Here is a 16,909-nt window from a genome sequence, read left to right on the forward strand (position 1 = left end):
TTTCATGTTGCCAATATCTTCTAATATTTCTCTTTACTGGTTGGATCGCAAAATGCGGCGCGCCAAAAATTATGCAGATTGGAAAGAGGCGGCACTCGAACATGACGCACTTTCAGGGCTTGAAAAATGGAAACATAAAGAAGCGTCAAAAAGCTATGATTATCAAAACATTCGCACCCGACTGGACGCGATCAAAAAGTTGCGAAAACAAAAGGACGATATTGGACTGTTGTTCGCATTAAATGAAGGGATCCATGGTAATCAGGGAGGCATGGGAAAATCCATACTCTACACCGCCGCAAAATTTGGTACAAAAGCCCTAATTGAAGAGTACGTAGATGAAATTGTCGATGCGCTGGAACATATTTCACAGCTGCCTGACACTATCGATATTACCAAAGAAGACAAAATCGATTTTTTTGAGCGCGCCAGCTTATGTTTTGGTCGTTCCGCATTAATGTTGAGCGGTGCAGGATCTTTGGGCTACTTTCATCTTGGCGTGATTAAGGCCTTATTTGAAAACCAGATTCTACCTAACGTGATTTCTGGTTCCAGCGCAGGCGCTATCTTTGCTGCTGTACTTGGAACACATAACGACGATGAACTACAAGCGATTTTTGATAGCGAATTGCTACTCACCCCTTTGCAACTGCAGCCAAACGAGAAACCTAAAGGGCTTACTCGCAAACAAATGGACTCTGCTTCGCTGCAGCTTACGCTGGAATCCGCTATCCCAGATATCACCTTTCAGGAAGCCTACGAAAAAACTGGTCGAATGATCAGCATTACTATTGCCCCCGTTGAGGAGCACCAAACATCAAGACTAATGAATGCAGTGACTTCACCCAATGTTTTTGTGCGAAGTGCCGTGATGGCCTCATGCGCGGTGCCAACCATTTTTACGCCAGTCATGCTGATGGCAAAAAATGTATATGGCGAAAGCCAACCCTATTTGCCTGACAGACGATGGATTGACGGTGCGGTAACCGATGACTTACCTGCGAAGAGGTTAGCAAGGCTCTATGGTGTGAATCACTATATTGTGAGTCAGGCAAACCCGCTTGCACTTGCCATTAACAAGGGTGAGCAAAACATGCCCATTCCTAAAAGCATCAAAAATATCATTCGCTTTTCTTCCCATGAAATTCTAAAAAGCAGTGAACAGTTCAGCCGTCGTTATCTGCGAATTCTACCGGATGTAGGTAAGACGATTAACTTAGCCTATTCAGTTTTAGCTCAAGACTATGAAGGTGATATTAATATTGTGCCAAGCTTTACCTTTGTAAATCCGTCAAAGCTTTTAGCGCAACTGAACTCAGATGAAATAAGAGCGCTTGTGGAGGAGGGGGAGCGCGCCACATGGCCTCAATTAGAGCGAATTAGAATATGCTCAAGTATTGGTCATAAGCTAGAACAAATCATGGATCATCACAGCGCTCACAGCATTGAGCGTTTCTACAAAGTGAAAAGGCCAAAGTCTACGCGCGCTAAATCGCCGAAGAAAGTTAAGAGGGTCAGCGATAAAAGCTAATTTGTGTTATCGACAACCAAAGGCAGTCAAACTCTTATGGTGAGTCTGGAATCTATCTAAAGTCTTTAACGGCCTGCGTTGCAGCGATATCAAACTAAGTATAATTGCCTTACTTGACAGTCTTGTTTCATTTAAGTACTTGACATTCTCTCACTTATCTCTACATTTGTAGATATAAAGCTACAAGTGTAGAGGCAAGAGTCATTATGACATCACATCAGCACGACCATCCTCAGAAGCTCAGTGAATTCGAGCTGGACGTAATGAGTTTGCTTTGGGACGAGCAGCCCTTGTCGGCTCCACAAATGCATAAGTTAATTGTCGCAAAGCGGCAGGTAAGTTATTCGACAGTCAAAACCATTATTGACCGCCTTGAAGCCAAGCAAGCCATCGAAAGACATTCTCAAGTGGGTAGAACGATTTTGTATGCACCTATTATCAAGCAAGCCAGTCTGTCTAAACCAATTGTAAAAGGTTTTTTAGACCGCCTATTTGATGGTAATCCGAAGAATATGATTGCGCATTTAATCGAAAATCAAGACCTAGACCAAAAAGACATTGCGCTTTTACAAGCCATGCTTGAAAACAAAAAACATCGATAAGGAGGACGGACTATGACTGCATATTTTGTCACCAACACGGTAATTTTTACGATTTGTGTGATTGCATGTTATGCCCTTAGGCAAGCTCCAAGTAGACTTCGATTTTACATGTATGTATTGGCCAGCCTGTTTTGGCTCGTGCCTTGGCCCCTGATTGAGTTAAGCATAGCTCAACCTTCAGCCGAATTTATTAAGCAGGCTTTGCTAATTGATATCGATTTGAATTTTGAGTTTGTGAACGTTGCGGCATCACAAAGTACGCCGTCCGGTTTTAGTCTAACAGCATGGTTCAATACATTGGATTTCGTGTGGTATGGGCAGATAGTATTTATCTCTGCTGTGCTCCTCGGTGCTGTCTATCTCGTTTATTCATTACTGAATCTACGTCGCTGGCAATCCTCGCTTATAAGAGACGCACAGCTAGCAAATCATCTATGGAAAAGCACGAAATATCCTGATGCCTCTATCAATATTTATCAGGGCGAAGCAAGTGGCTTAGGAATGACACTCGGCCTTATCGAGCCTAAAATTTGGGTCAACAAAAAGATAAGTGATTCACAAGAGATAGCGGCGGTGTTAAGCCATGAGCTGACGCACATAAAACAGCATGATCATTTTCACATATTGATGCTGCACGCTCTGCGCTGTCTATTTTGGTTTAATCCGCTGCTTCAATACTTAGTAAAAATGGCCAAACAAGAAATAGAGGTCAGTTGCGATGAGCAGTGTCGGAAGATGCTGGACAAAAACCACTATCAGCAATCACTAATCAAACTCAGCCTTCAATACCAGTGCATAAAGCACACACTTCCCGCAACGGTTGCCATGCATCAAAGCCGTAGCCTAACCATTAAGCGAATTTTGTTACTCAACGAGGAACGTCACATGAAAAAACGATATATAGCAGTATGTACATTAGCCGCGCTAGGCATTGCCTTTGTGGGCTTGTCGAATAGTTTTGCTGGTCCTCTGGTTAAGCATGCTTCTGCAAACACCTCTGCGCTAGAAGAAATGCCATCAGCTCAATCTTTGCAACAAGAAACATCATCGCGAAGCTCAATGACAGTCAACACTATTTTGCAGCAGTCGAGCAATATCGACACCTCAGATCCGTTTGCAGAGGCCACGACACTATTCGCAAAGGGTGATTTTGTTGCGGCTTACGAATATCTGCAACAATATACTCAAGACGACGCTCATTACTCAGAACCCGTTAAATTTCAACTATACGAAATGTTAGCTACGTCGGGGGCAAGCGCAGGTATTAGCCCAGAGGAGCTTCAACAGTATATTGATAAAGCACGCCTTTATGTTGATAGCGTGAGCGAAGCGAGAGTAAGGAATCTACACGAGAATGCGATTTATTTTTCAGTTCAAGTCAAAGACTGGAAAGGTGCGACCCGCTACAGTGACGCTCTTCAAGCCTATACGGGAGAGCCCTTATCCGCTCAGCAACATCAGCTAATGGCAACGGCTAACCTAAAGCTTGGCAATTACGTTGAAGCGGTGAGCCACGCAGAGATATATTTTCAAGATAGGGAGGCGAAAGGCCTGCCGTTTAGCAAGAGCGAATATAATTTGTTGTTGACTGCTTATATTAAAAATAATCAGTGGCGAGAAGTAATTCATTTTTATGAAAATAGCGAGGCGCGCTCGGGGGAGCCCATGTCAGCGTCCGACAACGAGATCATGGCAACTGCTTTCGCTAAGTCAAATCAGTTCGACGAGGCCATAATTTTCATTACCGAGCACATGGCATCTATACGCGCAACAGAACAAGAAGCTAGCGACACTATGTATGCACTGCTTGCGATGGCATATGCAAAGGTGCAGCGATGGGAGGAAGCTGTTGATACTGCAAAGAAACGTCAAGCGCTTTATCCAAGTGAAGGCAACGCACAAATGATAGGTCAGTTTGAAAGTGTGCTTGCTTCCTTATAACCGGAGCAAACGCTTATAAGCTATATAACATGACCATTAGCAGGCGCATTACAAAGGAGCTGGTTGGCTCCTTTTACTTTTAATTGTTACCGATAATCTCAGCCTAATTTCGCCCAAGCTCTTCATGGGACGTGACCCAGTCTAAGGATGAAATAGCCGATGCGAGGGATATTTCACCGGCAAGCACTACTGACGCAACAATTTCTGCAAACTTCAGGGCTTTGCCCGGGCCTGAGCAGTTCAACATTTGCAGGCATTCTTTTTGTGTGCCCAAGCCGGTTCCCCCACCGCAGGTGGCAACAATCAAAGAGGGTAGAGTGATAGACAAATATAGGTCTCCGTCATCGTTAACTTCGGCATAAAGGATGCCGGCGGATGATTCCGACACATTCGCAACATCTTGGCCGGTGGCAATAAACATCGCGGTAATGCCGTTTGCCGCATGTAAGCCGTTATTGTTCACGCCCGCTAAAAATGAGCCGACTGAGGCAACGCGCTGATGCTGTGCAATTAATTTTGGCTCAACACGCATGATGTCAATTAAATCCGAAGCTTTGATCGTCACTTCAGCAACCACTCTTTTACCTCTTGTATTCAATATATTGATGAACGAGGATTTCTTATCTGTCGCCATATTCGATTCAAGGAAAAAGTTATTCACGCCTTTGTACTGCTCAAGTATCCAGCCGCAGGCCACATAAGTAGCTCGTCCAACCATGTTTTGACCACCTGCATCGCCGGTTTTAAAATTAAAGCGCAAAAACGTAAATTTATTTGAATAGTAAATCTCAATGTCGTGCAGTTTTACAAATGGGTCGGTGGCTTCGGCCTGATGTCGAATGTCTTGAATATGTTGGGTGACCCACTCGCCAAACTCTTTCGCTTTTCTGGCATCATCAAACACAAAGACTGGTGCGCGCTGCATCGCATCATTGACTACGGTTGCTTTAACACCGCCTGATTTATTAAGCAGTTTCATGCCGCGATTGTAAGAGGCTACTAATGTCCCCTCTGTCGTTGCCAGTGGGATAAGAAACTCTCCTTTGGCATGTTCACCGTTAACCTTAATTGGCCCAGCTATGCCTACTGGAATTTGAGCTACGCCGCAGAAATGTTCAATGTTGCCACTGAGGGAGTTTAGGTCAACATCGCTACTGAACAACTGTTTAGGCGTGAAGCCAGTTTGTTCGTTTATATAGTTTTGGCGAGTTTTGATGATCTCAGGTTCAAAGTCATTGTGGATATTCCGTGGTATCTCCTCATCATTTTTGTCACCGTGGGATACCTTGTCCTTTAGGCTTAATTTGATGTCTCCAAAGGGTTTAGTATTGAGCGTGATGTTGATATCAAACACTGACGGTTGTGAATTGAAGTTTCCGTCAACGTATACACTCAAGACTGAGCCCAGCGGAAAATCAATACCTTGCTTGCGCTCAAGTGCATCTAAGGGAATTGGCTCTTGTGAGTCAAAGGCAACCTTGATTTGTGGTTTTGAGATACTCTGATTGTTTATGCTTAAATCAATAATTTGATGAAAAAGGGCGCTTTTGATGCGATTTTTTAAAGAGAAGCGTAAACCTCCATCTGTCACATTTAGGCTACCGATAGTATAAAGCTGCTTGAGCATGGCGTTTGGCAAAAACATAGTCAATCCTTAATGAGCGTGTATGCTTCAATTATGTATGTTTTCTCAATAGATACATTGATAGAGATCACAAAAAATTTTCCTTATCTGGATAAGCTTGTTTTAAGCCTAGGTTTTTTAGATTTTAGGAAAAGGAGTCGAAATGACCATACGAGTGAATATTGATGTAAATCGGAATTTTGAGGTGAATGAAGATATTGAAACGGTGTTTTCACTATTATCAGACGTTCCAGCATCAGCTGCACACTTCCCAAAAGTGGAAGCCTTAAGCCCACTCTCAGACGATACATTTTTGTGGGAGATGGAAAAGGTGGCATTAGGCGCTCATATTATTCAAACCGCCTACGCCTGCCAATATATTTGCGACGACGAAAATAAAACCATTGAATGGGTGCCCATTGAAGGAGAGGGAAATGCGATAGTGGCCGGAAAATGGGAACTCTCAGAGCTTGAAAATGGCACCGAAATTTCATTTGAGACACAAGCGATACTGACCTTACCCATTATGGGCCTATTTCAGTTAGCGGTGAGCCCTTTAGTCAAGATGGAATTTACCGGTATGGTAGACACTTATTTAACCAACCTTAAAGCGCTTTGGTCATAGAACAACAATTGCGCTGAAATGCAGTTCAGCCTAGCTAACTGTGCGACGAATCAACTCTCGTACAAGAAAACGATTCGGCGCAAGTGCGTTTAACAGGCTATTGGACAGCGAAATAGGATGGCCGCATATTTGATTGACGAGCACATCGGCGAGCAGTGGAGCCGTGGTTATTCCGCGTGATCCAAGTCCTGAGATAATAAATACATTATCCACATTATTTGCCTGCGGATAATGATGTTCCTTAAGCGCTTTATACAAGCCTTTTAATTGTTCCGTTTGCGCTTGAATATCAGGTAGTGCGCCCACTATGGGCAAGTGATCCGGTGTACTCAGGCGAATAGCGGCTCTGCCTTTGATACGGTGTTCATCGTACTCGCCAAATTCTTTAATCCAAGGCGCGTCATGCATGGCTTTAATGTGCATTTGAATATTTGTTTTTGCCTCATTTGCGCTGTGTGCGGTGTGGGTAGCGTCTTTAACGTAAGTGGAGCCCATTGCGTGTAAGCCCTTGTATGCGGGCGTGAAGTATCCTTTATGGCAAAGCACGCTCTTGAGTGCCTGAGTGCTTGGTGTAGGCGGCGCACACTCCACTTGCCCTCGTGTGATACGGGTTGGCACATCGGGAACTAACTTTGCCGTTTCGTGACCGCAAGCGAGCACCAAGGCATCTGCGAAGAACCTTGTTTCTATAGGTGTATCAGCGCTCTGTGGATTGCATTGTAGCGCTGACACTTCAATTTTATTGGAAGAGCGTGAGTGTGAGGAGTAATGCTTAAAGGTATTGAACTCATGATGGTAATGAATTTCTAGCAATCCAGTGTTGGAGGCTAAATGCAAACAGGCCTCGATTAGACTTACGGGGGCTATCCAGCCTGCATTGGGAAGATGCAGAGCGTCATAAGGAATAGCGATGCCCGCAATGTCACTTGCCTGCTGAGCGTTGACAACTTCGGCAAGCGGCTTGGGCCACAATTGCTTTTTTTCAATTTTTTCCAACCGCGTTCGCGTATTTTGATTAAATGCCAGCTGCAATACGCCACACCATTGATGATCAAACTCTGCACCTTGGTTGAGAAGCGAATCATAGAAACGGCGCGCATACAAAAATGCGTGAACGAAAAACTGGCTGTTGATTCCTGCTTCTGCATTAAGTTGTGGATAAAAACCGCCGACCGGATTGCCAGATGCGCCTTTGGCAGGGCCATCATCTTTGCATAGAAGCACCACACGCTTCCCTTGTTGCACAAGTTTAAGCGCGGTGATCGCACCTGCGATGCCTGCTCCGACAATAACGATTTTTTGCATTTGTTTAGCTGAAGTATCACGCTTCAATAAACGCTGAAAATAGGGAGGTTGAGACTTTGAGTACACGCTAAATTTTTCCGCAAATCGGGTACTCATTGTTTCGTCTTCATTATCTTTAGGATAATCTGACATTACGGCGGTAATCATCTCCCATTTGCGGCCAAATCCCTTTATTTTTTCAACCTTGAAACCGACAGAGACTAAACCTCGCTTAACTGCGCCTGCCGCGGTAAAGGTCGCCAGACTTGCATCTTTTGCGCTTAATCTAGCCATTTGTCGATACAGCTCTTCAGACCACATGCTTTCGTTCTTGCTTGGCGCAAAACCGTCTAAGTACCACGCGTTTACAAGCCCTCCCACAGGACAATGAATTTGATCGAAGCCCTTTTCAGCATCGTCTAGCACTAAATCGAGATTCACGCAGCCGCTTAAACATGCAATTCGATGTATACCTTTTAGCGGCAGTGGATACTGGCTAAGAAGCTCATCCGAATGGCGTTTTAAAGAGGGCCATCGCGCTATGATGCTCTTAAGCTTATCAGGTGCGATGGGATACTTTTCGACACTGATAAAATGCAAATGTTTTAGGGGGGAGTAGGGGTTTGCTGCTAAAAAGCTATCAAATGCCAACACGGTAAGCAAAAAATTTAGCCCAGTGCCAAAGCCCGTTTCGCCAATACAAAATCGAGGCTCAGTCCATGTTGCCCAACGTTCATGTAAACGGTTGGCATCTATGAAAACATATTGGCTTTCTTGAATCCCGCTATCGTTAGAAAAATACACATCTTCAAATGCCTCAGACTGAGGTGTGCCTTTTTCATTCATTGAAAGCTGAGCGTAATCGAGTTTCATTTATTCCTATTCAATGGCAAAAGTTAAGAATCTTTGCTTAATTTGTTAACGGATATATGCCAGTATATTGCGCTATTCGACATGCGTTAACGCAAAAGCATAAGTATATGCGTTGATGGAACTGATAAACAGTTGTTTTATATAGGTGATTAATGAAACGAGCCGTCATCACAGGTATGGGTATTGTATCGAGCATTGGCAATAACGCTCAAGAGGTTACTGAGTCGCTGCGTGCCGGGAAGTCAGGCATTCGCTTCTCTCAGCAATTTGCGGATATGGGCATGCGCAGTCAAGTTTGGGGCAACCCACAAATTGACTTAAGAGAGCATATAGACCGCAAAGTGCTGCGGTTTATGGGTGATGCAGCAAGTTATGCATATTTGTCGATGGAGCAAGCAATTGAAGATGCGGGCTTAACAGAATCTCAGTATTCAAGTGAGCGTGTAGGCATTATCGCAGGCTCTGGTGGTGCGTCATCCGATAATCAGGTGGTCTCGGCGGATACGCTTCGAGAAAAAGGCGTTCGCCGCGTAGGCCCTTATATGGTAACTCGATGCATGGGCAGTACGGTATCGGCATGTTTAGCGACACCATTTAAAATCAAGGGCGTGAATTACTCCATTGCATCAGCGTGTGCCACCAGTGCGCATTGTATCGGAAACGCTTGGGAGCTGATTCAATTAGGAAAGCAAGACATGGTGTTTGCCGGTGGCGGGGAAGAGCTACATTGGGCGCTATCGAGTCAGTTTGACGGCATGGGTGCACTTTCAACTAAATATAATGACAATCCGGCGGTTGCTTCGCGTACCTATGATGCTAATCGAGACGGTTTTGTGAGCGCTGGCGGCGGCGGTATGGTGGTAGTGGAAGAGCTAGAACATGCGCTTAAACGCGGCGCCAAAATATATGCAGAGCTGGTAGGCTATGGCGCGACTTCAGATGGCTATGATATGGTCGCCCCCTCCGGTGAAGGTGCAATTCGCTGCATGAAGCAAGCACTTCATGGCTTAGATGAACCCTTGGACTATTTAAATACGCACGGTACATCAACCCCTGTAGGCGATGTTAAAGAGTTAGAAGCCATTCAAAGTTTGTTTGGTAACAATAGCCCGGCCATTAGCGCTAGCAAATCCATGACGGGGCACTCACTTGGCGCTGCAGGAGTGCATGAGTCGATATTTAGTATTTTAATGATGCAGAATGATTTTATTGCACCAAGTATCAACATCGACGAATTAGATGAAGCGGCAAAGGGCTTGGATATCGTGACTGAAACCAGAGAGCAGTCTTTAAACCTGGTGATGTCGAATAGCTTTGGCTTTGGCGGCACCAATGCCTCTTTAGTATTTAAAAAATATGGGGCTTAGTCATGAAGTCGCTAAAAGAGTCGGTTTCTGAACAAGAATGGCAAGCGCGCGTAGATTTGGCCGCTTGCTATCGGATGATTGCTCACTATGGCTGGGACGATTTGGTGTTTACGCATATTTCAGCTCGTGTGCCAGGGCCAGAGCATCATTTTTTGATTAATCCCTATGGAATGTTGTTTGAAGAAGTTACTGCATCAAGCCTGGTAAAGGTGAATTTGCAAGGGGAAAAAGTGCAAGACAGTCCGTACGACATCAATCCAGCGGGCTTTGTTATTCATAGCGCAGTTCATGAGTCGCGAGAAGATGCAAGCTGCGTGATGCACCTACACACAACTGCCGGCGTTGCAATTTCTGCGCTTAAAGACGGTTTACAAGCATACTCACAGCAGTCTTTGTTTGCCTTAAGCTCGCTCTCTTACCATGACTACGAGGGAGTGGCGCTTAATCCTGACGAAAAAGTAAGGCTAGTGGCAGATTTGGGAAGCACTAATTTCATGATATTGCGTAATCACGGATTGCTAACCTGTGCCAGTACCATACCCGATACCTTTCTGTTGATGTTTATTTTACAGCGCGCTTGCGAAATCCAGTTACAAGCACAAGCGAGTAACCAGCCGCTGATTACAATCAACGATAAGATTTTAGCGGGCATTAAAGCTCAAGCTGATGAAGTCACACGCTCTGCAGGCGGGGCTTTAGCGTGGCCTGGTATTTTGCGAAAGCTTGATAGAATGTGTCCAGACTTTCGTGACTAATACTTTGTTAAACTATACTCGAAGCGTTTTTCTGTTTACAAAGCTGTTACTGTCCACACTGACATGAATATCCTGTTTGATGATAACATGCCTTACGCTGCTGACTTTTTCTCCGGTCTAGGGAAGGCCAAGGCCTTTTGTGCAGGCCAAATAAACGGTGATGATTTGGCTCGGTGTGAGGCTTTGTTGGTGCGTTCAACAACTAAGGTTGACGCTAAACTGATAGAATCTGCGCCCAATCTTGAATACGTCGCAACCGCAACAGCAGGCTTCAATCATATAGATATCCAAGCGCTTAGACAGCGCTCAATTAAATGGTATGCAGCCGGAGGATGCAATGCGCGGGCGGTGGCAGAATACGTGACCTGTGGACTCTTTAAGCTCTCTGTTAAACACGATTTCGACCTGCTATCAAAGTCTGTCGGCATTGTTGGAGTGGGTAATGTGGGCAGTGCCTTATCTTCTATGTTGCAGTCAATTGGTATGAAGGTGGTGGAATACGATCCGCCAAGAGCGCAGCGAGATGAGCACTTTGAGAGTGCACCCTTTGATGATGTGTTGAAATGCGATGTTATCAGCCTTCATGTCCCTTTAGTCACTCAGGGTGATTTCCCCACTCTGCATATGTTCAATAAGCAAATTTTAAACCGCCTTTACCCTGACCAAATCTTAATAAATGCTTGTCGCGGTGAGGTCTTAAGCAACGCGGATTTGCTTGAATGCTTTGAGCAAAATGCGCATTCTATGCCAAGGCTGATTTTAGATTGTTGGGAAGGCGAGCCTTGTATTGACAAACGCTTGCTGCCCTACCTAAGTTTTGCTACCGCGCACATTGCAGGTCATTCTCTCGAAGGCAAGGCAAACGGAACTGAGATGGTTTATCGTGATTTGTGTCGTCATTTAAACATCAGCCCATCGCTAGATTTACGCCAATTTTTACCCAAATTTGATAGCAATATCGCATTTGAACCCGTCCTTCAGAGCACCTCCAATGAGCAAGGTGTTCTGACCATCGTCTCAAAAGTCATAGACTGCATGTATGACATTGAAAATGATGATAGTTTTTTTCGCCGCTACATGGCAAAATCTGATTCGTTTTCTGAAATTCGTCGCAACTATCCAGTGCGACGTGAATGGCATGCTGCACGTATCCCCCTTGATCATGTTCAAGGCAACAAGAAAGCAGCAGCCATATTAGAAAAGCTAGGTTTTAGTCTGACCAACGACAGTCGCTGCGCTTAGGATTTTTTGAACGCATGTTTTGCCGCATAAAAAGCAAAAGCTGAACGAAAAGTCCAGGATGTTAATCAATCAAAAATACTAGAAAGGACAATGAAGTAATGTCAAATGTTTACGATGTAGCGGTGCTTGGCGCTACGGGATTAGTCGGTCAGACAATCATGGATATTCTTGCACAAAGAAAATTTCCCATAGGTACGCTTTATCCACTGGCAAGTGAACGCTCTGCAGGCGGCGAGATTGAGTTTGGCGGCAAAAAGATTGAAGTGCTCAATGCAGACACATTCGATTGGTCTAAGGTGCAGTTTGGTTTTTTCAGTGCTGGTGGCAGCGTATCCGAAAAGTTTGCGCCCATTGCCGCAGACGCTGGCTGTATCGTGATTGATAACACATCTCAATATCGCTATGAGCCAGATATTCCATTAGTTGTGCCCGAGGTCAATAGTCACGCTTTGGCAGACTATCGTAATCGAAACATCATTGCCAATCCAAATTGTTCCACCATCCAAATGGTAGTTGCTTTAAAACCGATTGCGGATGCTGTGGGCATTGAGCGCATCAACGTCGCTACCTATCAGTCAGTGTCCGGCGCAGGAAAATCGGCTATGGAAGCGCTGGCGCGGCAAACTGCCGAACTGCTCAACGCAAAGGATGTCACTGGAGAGGAATTTTCCCGTCAAATCGCGTTTAACGCTATTCCTCAGATTGATGTTTTCATGGATAACGACTACACCAAAGAAGAAATGAAAATGGTGTGGGAAACGCGCAAAATTTTAGGTGATGAGTCTATCTTGGTTAATCCGACGGCGGTTCGCGTGCCTGTGTTTTACGGTCACGGAGAAGCCATTCATATTGAAACTCGTCAGCAAACTGATGCAGAGCATGTTAAGCAACTGTTGGCGGACGCGCCTGGCATCAAGTTATACGAGCAGCGTGATGCCTTTCCAACGCAGGTCTCAAGCGCAAGCGGCAATGATTGGGTGCACGTTGGACGGGTGCGAAATGACGTATCACATCCGCAAGGTATTAATATGTGGGTGGTGTCTGACAATATTCGTAAAGGTGCTGCAACGAACAGTGTTCAGATTGCAGAAGTGTTAGTGCGCGATTATTTATAATTGCGCATTAATTTTGAATAAAAGTGAGTATACATGCGAGCGAAACTGCCTCAATGGAGGCCACGCTTTAAATAAAATGCCTTGCAGGCCGATAACCCACAAAGGGTTGTGCGCTAAGTGTTTGCACTTTAGGAGTTAACACAGGTTTGAAATGGTACGTTAATAAAGGGCTGTCGTGTAGAGATTTGTCAGTCAGATCTTTAGGTCAACGAGCATCAAAATTTACTAAAACGCTCAGTCGCGCCATGGTCATGAGTGTGTTTGCACTGATGACTTTAAACCTTGGCTTGCATGCGCCTGAAGCCTCTGCTCAAGTTCAACTGCAGGGACCCACAAACAATGCCGAAGCATTCTCCGGAGTTGTGTACGGCCCAATTGACGAAACCGACACGCTTTGGCGCATTGCCACTCGCTATAAACCAGACTCTGAATTTTCTGTTTATCAGGTAATGCTGGCGATATTTCAACTTAATCCCCAAGCCTTTGAAAACCGAAATTTCAACACCATGGTAAATGGCGCGACGCTGCAGTTGCCAAGTGACCAATTTATCGCCCGAATGGATCGTCAGCGCGCCCGGGCGAAAGCCGAAGCAGACGATCGTGCATTTGGACGTCCCAATTCTGTTCAGCCTCAGGAAGTACTAAACGCAGCCGCAGTGCCGCCTGAACCAGAAGTGCCACTGGTTAATCAAGATGATTTGAGCGAAACTGAGCAGGTCTTACAAAATCAGCTTAATGCGCTCAATCGCCAGCAAACGACCCAATTTAACGAAGTAAAGGAACAGGTTTCATCATCTATTGACAGTGTACAGGCCTTACTCGACGAAAACCGTCGTTTATACGAGCGCTTTGATGCTGTTAACCAAGACATCGCGGATTTACGCGCCAAAGTAGAAGGCGAAGTACAAGAGCAGATAGACGAGCAACTGGCTCTGCAAAAAGAGCTCATTGAACTAGTCAAACAGGCTGAGCAGCGGCAAATTGACAAAGAATCAGAATCGATTTTAAACACGCTTTCCAGCCCACTTGCGATCATTACGCTTTCGTCCATTTTTTCAATCGGTTTACTGGCGATTTTAGGGTTTTGGTTACTAAGAAATCCGAAACAAGAAGCGCCCGTAAACGAAAGCAAAGCCTCACAAGAAGAAAAAGTCGATGACATCGTAGATGACGAATTAGTCATTGGCGAAATGGACGACGATGCTGATGATCTCATGGCAGCACTTGAGCAAGAAATGGGTGACGATGTTTTATCAGCGGACTTAGAAGACGGTTTTGATGAACTTGGCGTTGGTGATGGCGATTTTGACGCCGCCGAAGACGACATGCTCGTGCCAGACGCACCGCAAAAAGACAGTGAGTCGACAGTTACCGAAGAAGTCAGTTTTGACGCTGACTCCATCAGTCTTGATGACGACGATTTTGAAAACCAAGAGATTGATTTAGATACACCACCTAAACAAGAAGAAAAGCCCGCGCAGCGCGAGGTGGTTGAAGATTTAACAACCGACTTAGATATTGATGATTTTGAAGACGACGAAGACGATGTGGTAGAAGAAGTCAAAAATACGCCTGAGCTTGCGCAAGCTGAATCAGACGTAAATGCGGTTCCTGAGGGCGACAGTGTTCACATCGAAAGTGAAAGCGATATTGCAAGCGAAAGTTCTTCAACTGGACAGTCAGAGCAAGAGGCAGACAAACAGCCTACTGACGAAGATACCAAGCAAGCTGACGAAGCGAAACAAGAAGAAACAAGCCCTGCTAATGCAAATAAACTTGCGGCTGTTGAGAGTGACGTGCCTTTGGGCGTGCCAGAGAATGAAGCAGATGATCTTGATGATGAGGCTATTGAGCAAATCGAGACTGCTATAAATGAGACGACGGAAGAGTTTGGTAAGCTCGCCGAAGAGCTAACGGCCGACCTTGATGATCCCAACCGGAGTGTCGAAGAGGACGAGCCTGATGAAAGCGAAGTAGAAAATGACGCTAATGATGGCCAACAAGCGCCTGTGGATTCAAGTGAAAAAGAGGATAAATCTGCTCAGTATGGTGCGGCAGAGTCTACGGAGCAAGATGACATAGATGCTCTTTTAGATGAAGCGAATGCAGCTAATACTGAAGAACAAGAAGAATCAGCAGAACAAGAAGAACAAGAAGAACCAGTAGAACAAGAAGAACCAGTAGAACCAGTAGAACAAGAAGAACCAGTAGAACAAGAGAAGCCTGAAGTCCCAGAAAAACCTCAAGAACAACCTGCTCAAGAAACGCAAGTACCTCAGGAAGAGCCGGTTGATGAAGCGCAGCCACCGAACGAAGTTGCTGAAACGGTTTCTGAAGTTGAAGACTTAGCAGATGATATTTTGTCTGAGCTTGAGGAGGAGCAGGCCAGTGATGAATTGGATGATTTGCTCGATGAGTTTGCTGAAAATGACGAAGCAGATGACTCCCAGCTACCGGAATCAGATGATAGCTTTGCCCAAGACTCCCAAGGCGACACGCCTGAGCAAGATTCGGACACACCCGAAGCCGTTGATTCACAGGACGCTATCGATTTAGACAGCATCGACTTAGATGAATCTTTAACATCAGATAGCGAAAATGCTTCTCAGGATGCTCAAGACAGCGTCAGCGAACTCGCAGACGATTTGTTAGCTGAATTAGAAGAAGACGAAGCGGAAGATGAGTTGGACGCGCTTTTAGAAGAATTTAGTGAAGACCTAGCGCTATCAGAAGAAAACGACAGCAATTCAGATGATGCAGACGCAGCGTCTGACGCACTTTTGGACGACATACCCTCATTAAGCGAAATGGATCCCAGCGCGCCGCGTGACACCGAAGACGAGATAGCACCAGAAGCGTCAGAGCCTTCCCAAACGAAAGAAGAGGTAGAAGACGAAAGTGCTGAATCAGAGGCTGCAAATGCAGAATTGTCTGAATCAATCCTTGAAGAAGATGAAAATCAAGTAAGCACCAGCGCATCTGATACAGACGATACGGATGATGTTCTGGCTGATTTGCCAGGCCTTGATGATTGGCTGGAAGATGACAAAACGCTATCAAAGGATATTAAAGAGCTGCAAGGCACACAAGATGATTCTGAATTAGATGTGTTGGCAGACATAGAGGGTGCAGATTTTGAAGAGTTGTTATCAGAAATCAATTCAGAAGAAAGCATACCGCAAGATGCAATAGAGCCTGAAGAATTATCGAAGGCGCAATCAGATGATGCTTTTGCCGATGCTGGCTTAGACCTCGACAAGCTTTTAGCTGAAGATGAAGACGCCGAAAATAGCGCAGAAGACTTTGTTAACGTAGACGACTTGCTGAGTGAAAGCGAGGCGTTAACCCCGTTGTCTGACGACGATGTGGAGCTTGACCTCAATAAATCACTTGACCGTCTGATGGGCGACAAAGATGGTGACGCAGCACAATCGGAGAATAGCCAACAAGATATAGATAGTTCTGAGAGTGATGCAATAGATGACCAAGCCAGTAACCTCGATTTAGCGCAGGTGTATATTGATATGGATGATATTGAAGCAGCAAAAGAAGTCCTCGAGCAGGTTGTTTCAAAGGGCAGCAGTGAACAAGCCGATGAGGCAAAAGCGCTTTTAAAGCAAATCTCTGAGCGCGAATAAAGCAATGGCGACGGCTTGTGCACTTCATATTCTGGTCAAGACAGAGAAAGAAGCCAAGGCACTGTTGATTCAGATAAAAAAGGGAAAGAATTTTGGTCAGCTCGCTAAACGTCACTCGCTTTGTCCCTCCGGCAAAAAGGGAGGCGATTTGGGTGAATTCCGCCGAGGCCAAATGGTTAAAGCTTTCGATGATGTAGTGTTCAAAAAAGACCTTTTGACCGTTCACGGGCCGGTAAAAACGCGTTTCGGCTATCATTTAATTAAAACCCTCTACCGAAATTGATCAAGTGATAGTCAACCCACGCTAGAATT

At 45.1% G+C, this 16,909-nt stretch carries 12 protein-coding genes; 10 read left to right on the plus strand and 2 right to left on the minus strand.

Translation table 11 applies throughout. The annotated features are described in order from the left end of the window. The first annotated feature begins 4 nt into the window (after nt 1-4). The 3 genes from PN836_RS00820 to PN836_RS00830 all read left to right on the plus strand — a co-directional run bounded on the left by PN836_RS00820 (nt 5) and on the right by PN836_RS00830 (nt 4,074). Nucleotides 5-1,531, plus strand: coding sequence for a DUF3336 domain-containing protein (locus tag PN836_RS00820; protein ID WP_395342436.1), 1,527 nt, complete (start codon nt 5-7; stop codon nt 1,529-1,531). Nucleotides 1,532-1,737: 206 nt separating this feature from the next. Next, a complete protein-coding gene (locus tag PN836_RS00825; protein ID WP_395342439.1) occupies nt 1,738-2,133 on the plus strand; it encodes a BlaI/MecI/CopY family transcriptional regulator in 396 nt (131 codons plus the stop codon). A 12-nt stretch (nt 2,134-2,145) separates the two neighbouring features. Beyond that, nucleotides 2,146-4,074 carry a M56 family metallopeptidase gene (locus tag PN836_RS00830; RefSeq protein ID WP_395342441.1) on the plus strand — a complete coding sequence of 643 codons (1,929 nt, stop codon included), beginning with the start codon at nt 2,146-2,148 and terminating at the stop codon, nt 4,072-4,074. A 103-nt stretch (nt 4,075-4,177) separates the two neighbouring features. Here PN836_RS00830 and PN836_RS00835 read toward each other — a convergent pair whose 3' ends face one another. Beyond that, nucleotides 4,178-5,719 carry a hydroxymethylglutaryl-CoA reductase gene (locus PN836_RS00835; RefSeq protein WP_395342444.1) on the minus strand — a complete coding sequence of 514 codons (1,542 nt, stop codon included), beginning with the start codon at nt 5,717-5,719 and terminating at the stop codon, nt 4,178-4,180. 142 nt (nt 5,720-5,861) lie between these two features. Here PN836_RS00835 and PN836_RS00840 point away from each other — a divergent pair, with 142 nt between their 5' ends. Next, nucleotides 5,862-6,323 (plus strand): SRPBCC family protein, encoded by a 462-nt coding sequence (locus tag PN836_RS00840; RefSeq protein WP_395342446.1) that lies wholly within the window; start codon nt 5,862-5,864, stop codon nt 6,321-6,323. A 30-nt stretch (nt 6,324-6,353) separates the two neighbouring features. Here PN836_RS00840 and mnmC read toward each other — a convergent pair whose 3' ends face one another. Continuing rightward, nucleotides 6,354-8,480: a bifunctional tRNA (5-methylaminomethyl-2-thiouridine)(34)-methyltransferase MnmD/FAD-dependent 5-carboxymethylaminomethyl-2-thiouridine(34) oxidoreductase MnmC gene (mnmC, locus tag PN836_RS00845; protein ID WP_395342448.1), complete on the minus strand. Its 2,127-nt coding sequence runs from the start codon at nt 8,478-8,480 to the stop codon at nt 6,354-6,356. Between the two features lie 152 nt (nt 8,481-8,632). On the opposite strand from mnmC, the gene fabB reads away from it, so the two are divergent. From fabB to ppiC, 6 genes are all read left to right on the plus strand, one after another. Beyond that, a complete protein-coding gene (gene fabB, locus PN836_RS00850; protein ID WP_395342451.1) occupies nt 8,633-9,847 on the plus strand; it encodes a beta-ketoacyl-ACP synthase I in 1,215 nt (404 codons plus the stop codon). A 2-nt stretch (nt 9,848-9,849) separates the two neighbouring features. Further along, nucleotides 9,850-10,602 carry a class II aldolase/adducin family protein gene (locus PN836_RS00855; RefSeq protein ID WP_395342453.1) on the plus strand — a complete coding sequence of 251 codons (753 nt, stop codon included), beginning with the start codon at nt 9,850-9,852 and terminating at the stop codon, nt 10,600-10,602. Nucleotides 10,603-10,665: 63 nt separating this feature from the next. After that, complete coding sequence (locus PN836_RS00860; RefSeq protein WP_395342456.1) at nt 10,666-11,844, plus strand: 4-phosphoerythronate dehydrogenase; 1,179 nt, start codon at nt 10,666-10,668, stop codon at nt 11,842-11,844. 98 nt (nt 11,845-11,942) lie between these two features. Then, nucleotides 11,943-12,959 carry an aspartate-semialdehyde dehydrogenase gene (locus tag PN836_RS00865; protein WP_395342457.1) on the plus strand — a complete coding sequence of 339 codons (1,017 nt, stop codon included), beginning with the start codon at nt 11,943-11,945 and terminating at the stop codon, nt 12,957-12,959. A gap of 185 nt (nt 12,960-13,144) precedes the next feature. After that, entirely contained in the window at nt 13,145-16,597 is a 3,453-nt protein-coding gene (locus PN836_RS00870; protein ID WP_415926384.1) for a FimV/HubP family polar landmark protein, read from the plus strand. Nucleotides 16,598-16,601: 4 nt separating this feature from the next. Then, complete coding sequence (gene ppiC / locus PN836_RS00875) at nt 16,602-16,880, plus strand: peptidylprolyl isomerase PpiC (RefSeq protein WP_395342461.1); 279 nt, start codon at nt 16,602-16,604, stop codon at nt 16,878-16,880. The last annotated feature ends 29 nt before the right edge of the window (nt 16,881-16,909 follow it).

The organism is Ningiella algicola (assembly GCF_028401415.2).
Taxonomy (GTDB): Bacteria; Pseudomonadota; Gammaproteobacteria; order Enterobacterales; family Alteromonadaceae; genus Glaciecola.

Excerpts from the sequence above, each read along its gene's own strand:
- PN836_RS00820 (WP_395342436.1), top strand. The coding sequence starts at position 5 with ATGTTGCCAATATCTTCTAATATTTCTCTTTACTGGTTGGATCGCAAA.
- PN836_RS00825 (WP_395342439.1), top strand. The coding sequence starts at position 1,738 with ATGACATCACATCAGCACGACCATCCTCAGAAGCTCAGTGAATTCGAG.
- PN836_RS00830 (WP_395342441.1), top strand. The coding sequence starts at position 2,146 with ATGACTGCATATTTTGTCACCAACACGGTAATTTTTACGATTTGTGTG.
- PN836_RS00835 (WP_395342444.1), bottom strand. The coding sequence starts at position 5,719 with ATGTTTTTGCCAAACGCCATGCTCAAGCAGCTTTATACTATCGGTAGC.
- PN836_RS00840 (WP_395342446.1), top strand. The coding sequence starts at position 5,862 with ATGACCATACGAGTGAATATTGATGTAAATCGGAATTTTGAGGTGAAT.
- mnmC (WP_395342448.1), bottom strand. The coding sequence starts at position 8,480 with ATGAAACTCGATTACGCTCAGCTTTCAATGAATGAAAAAGGCACACCT.
- fabB (WP_395342451.1), top strand. The coding sequence starts at position 8,633 with ATGAAACGAGCCGTCATCACAGGTATGGGTATTGTATCGAGCATTGGC.
- PN836_RS00855 (WP_395342453.1), top strand. The coding sequence starts at position 9,850 with ATGAAGTCGCTAAAAGAGTCGGTTTCTGAACAAGAATGGCAAGCGCGC.
- PN836_RS00860 (WP_395342456.1), top strand. The coding sequence starts at position 10,666 with ATGAATATCCTGTTTGATGATAACATGCCTTACGCTGCTGACTTTTTC.
- PN836_RS00865 (WP_395342457.1), top strand. The coding sequence starts at position 11,943 with ATGTCAAATGTTTACGATGTAGCGGTGCTTGGCGCTACGGGATTAGTC.
- ppiC (WP_395342461.1), top strand. The coding sequence starts at position 16,602 with ATGGCGACGGCTTGTGCACTTCATATTCTGGTCAAGACAGAGAAAGAA.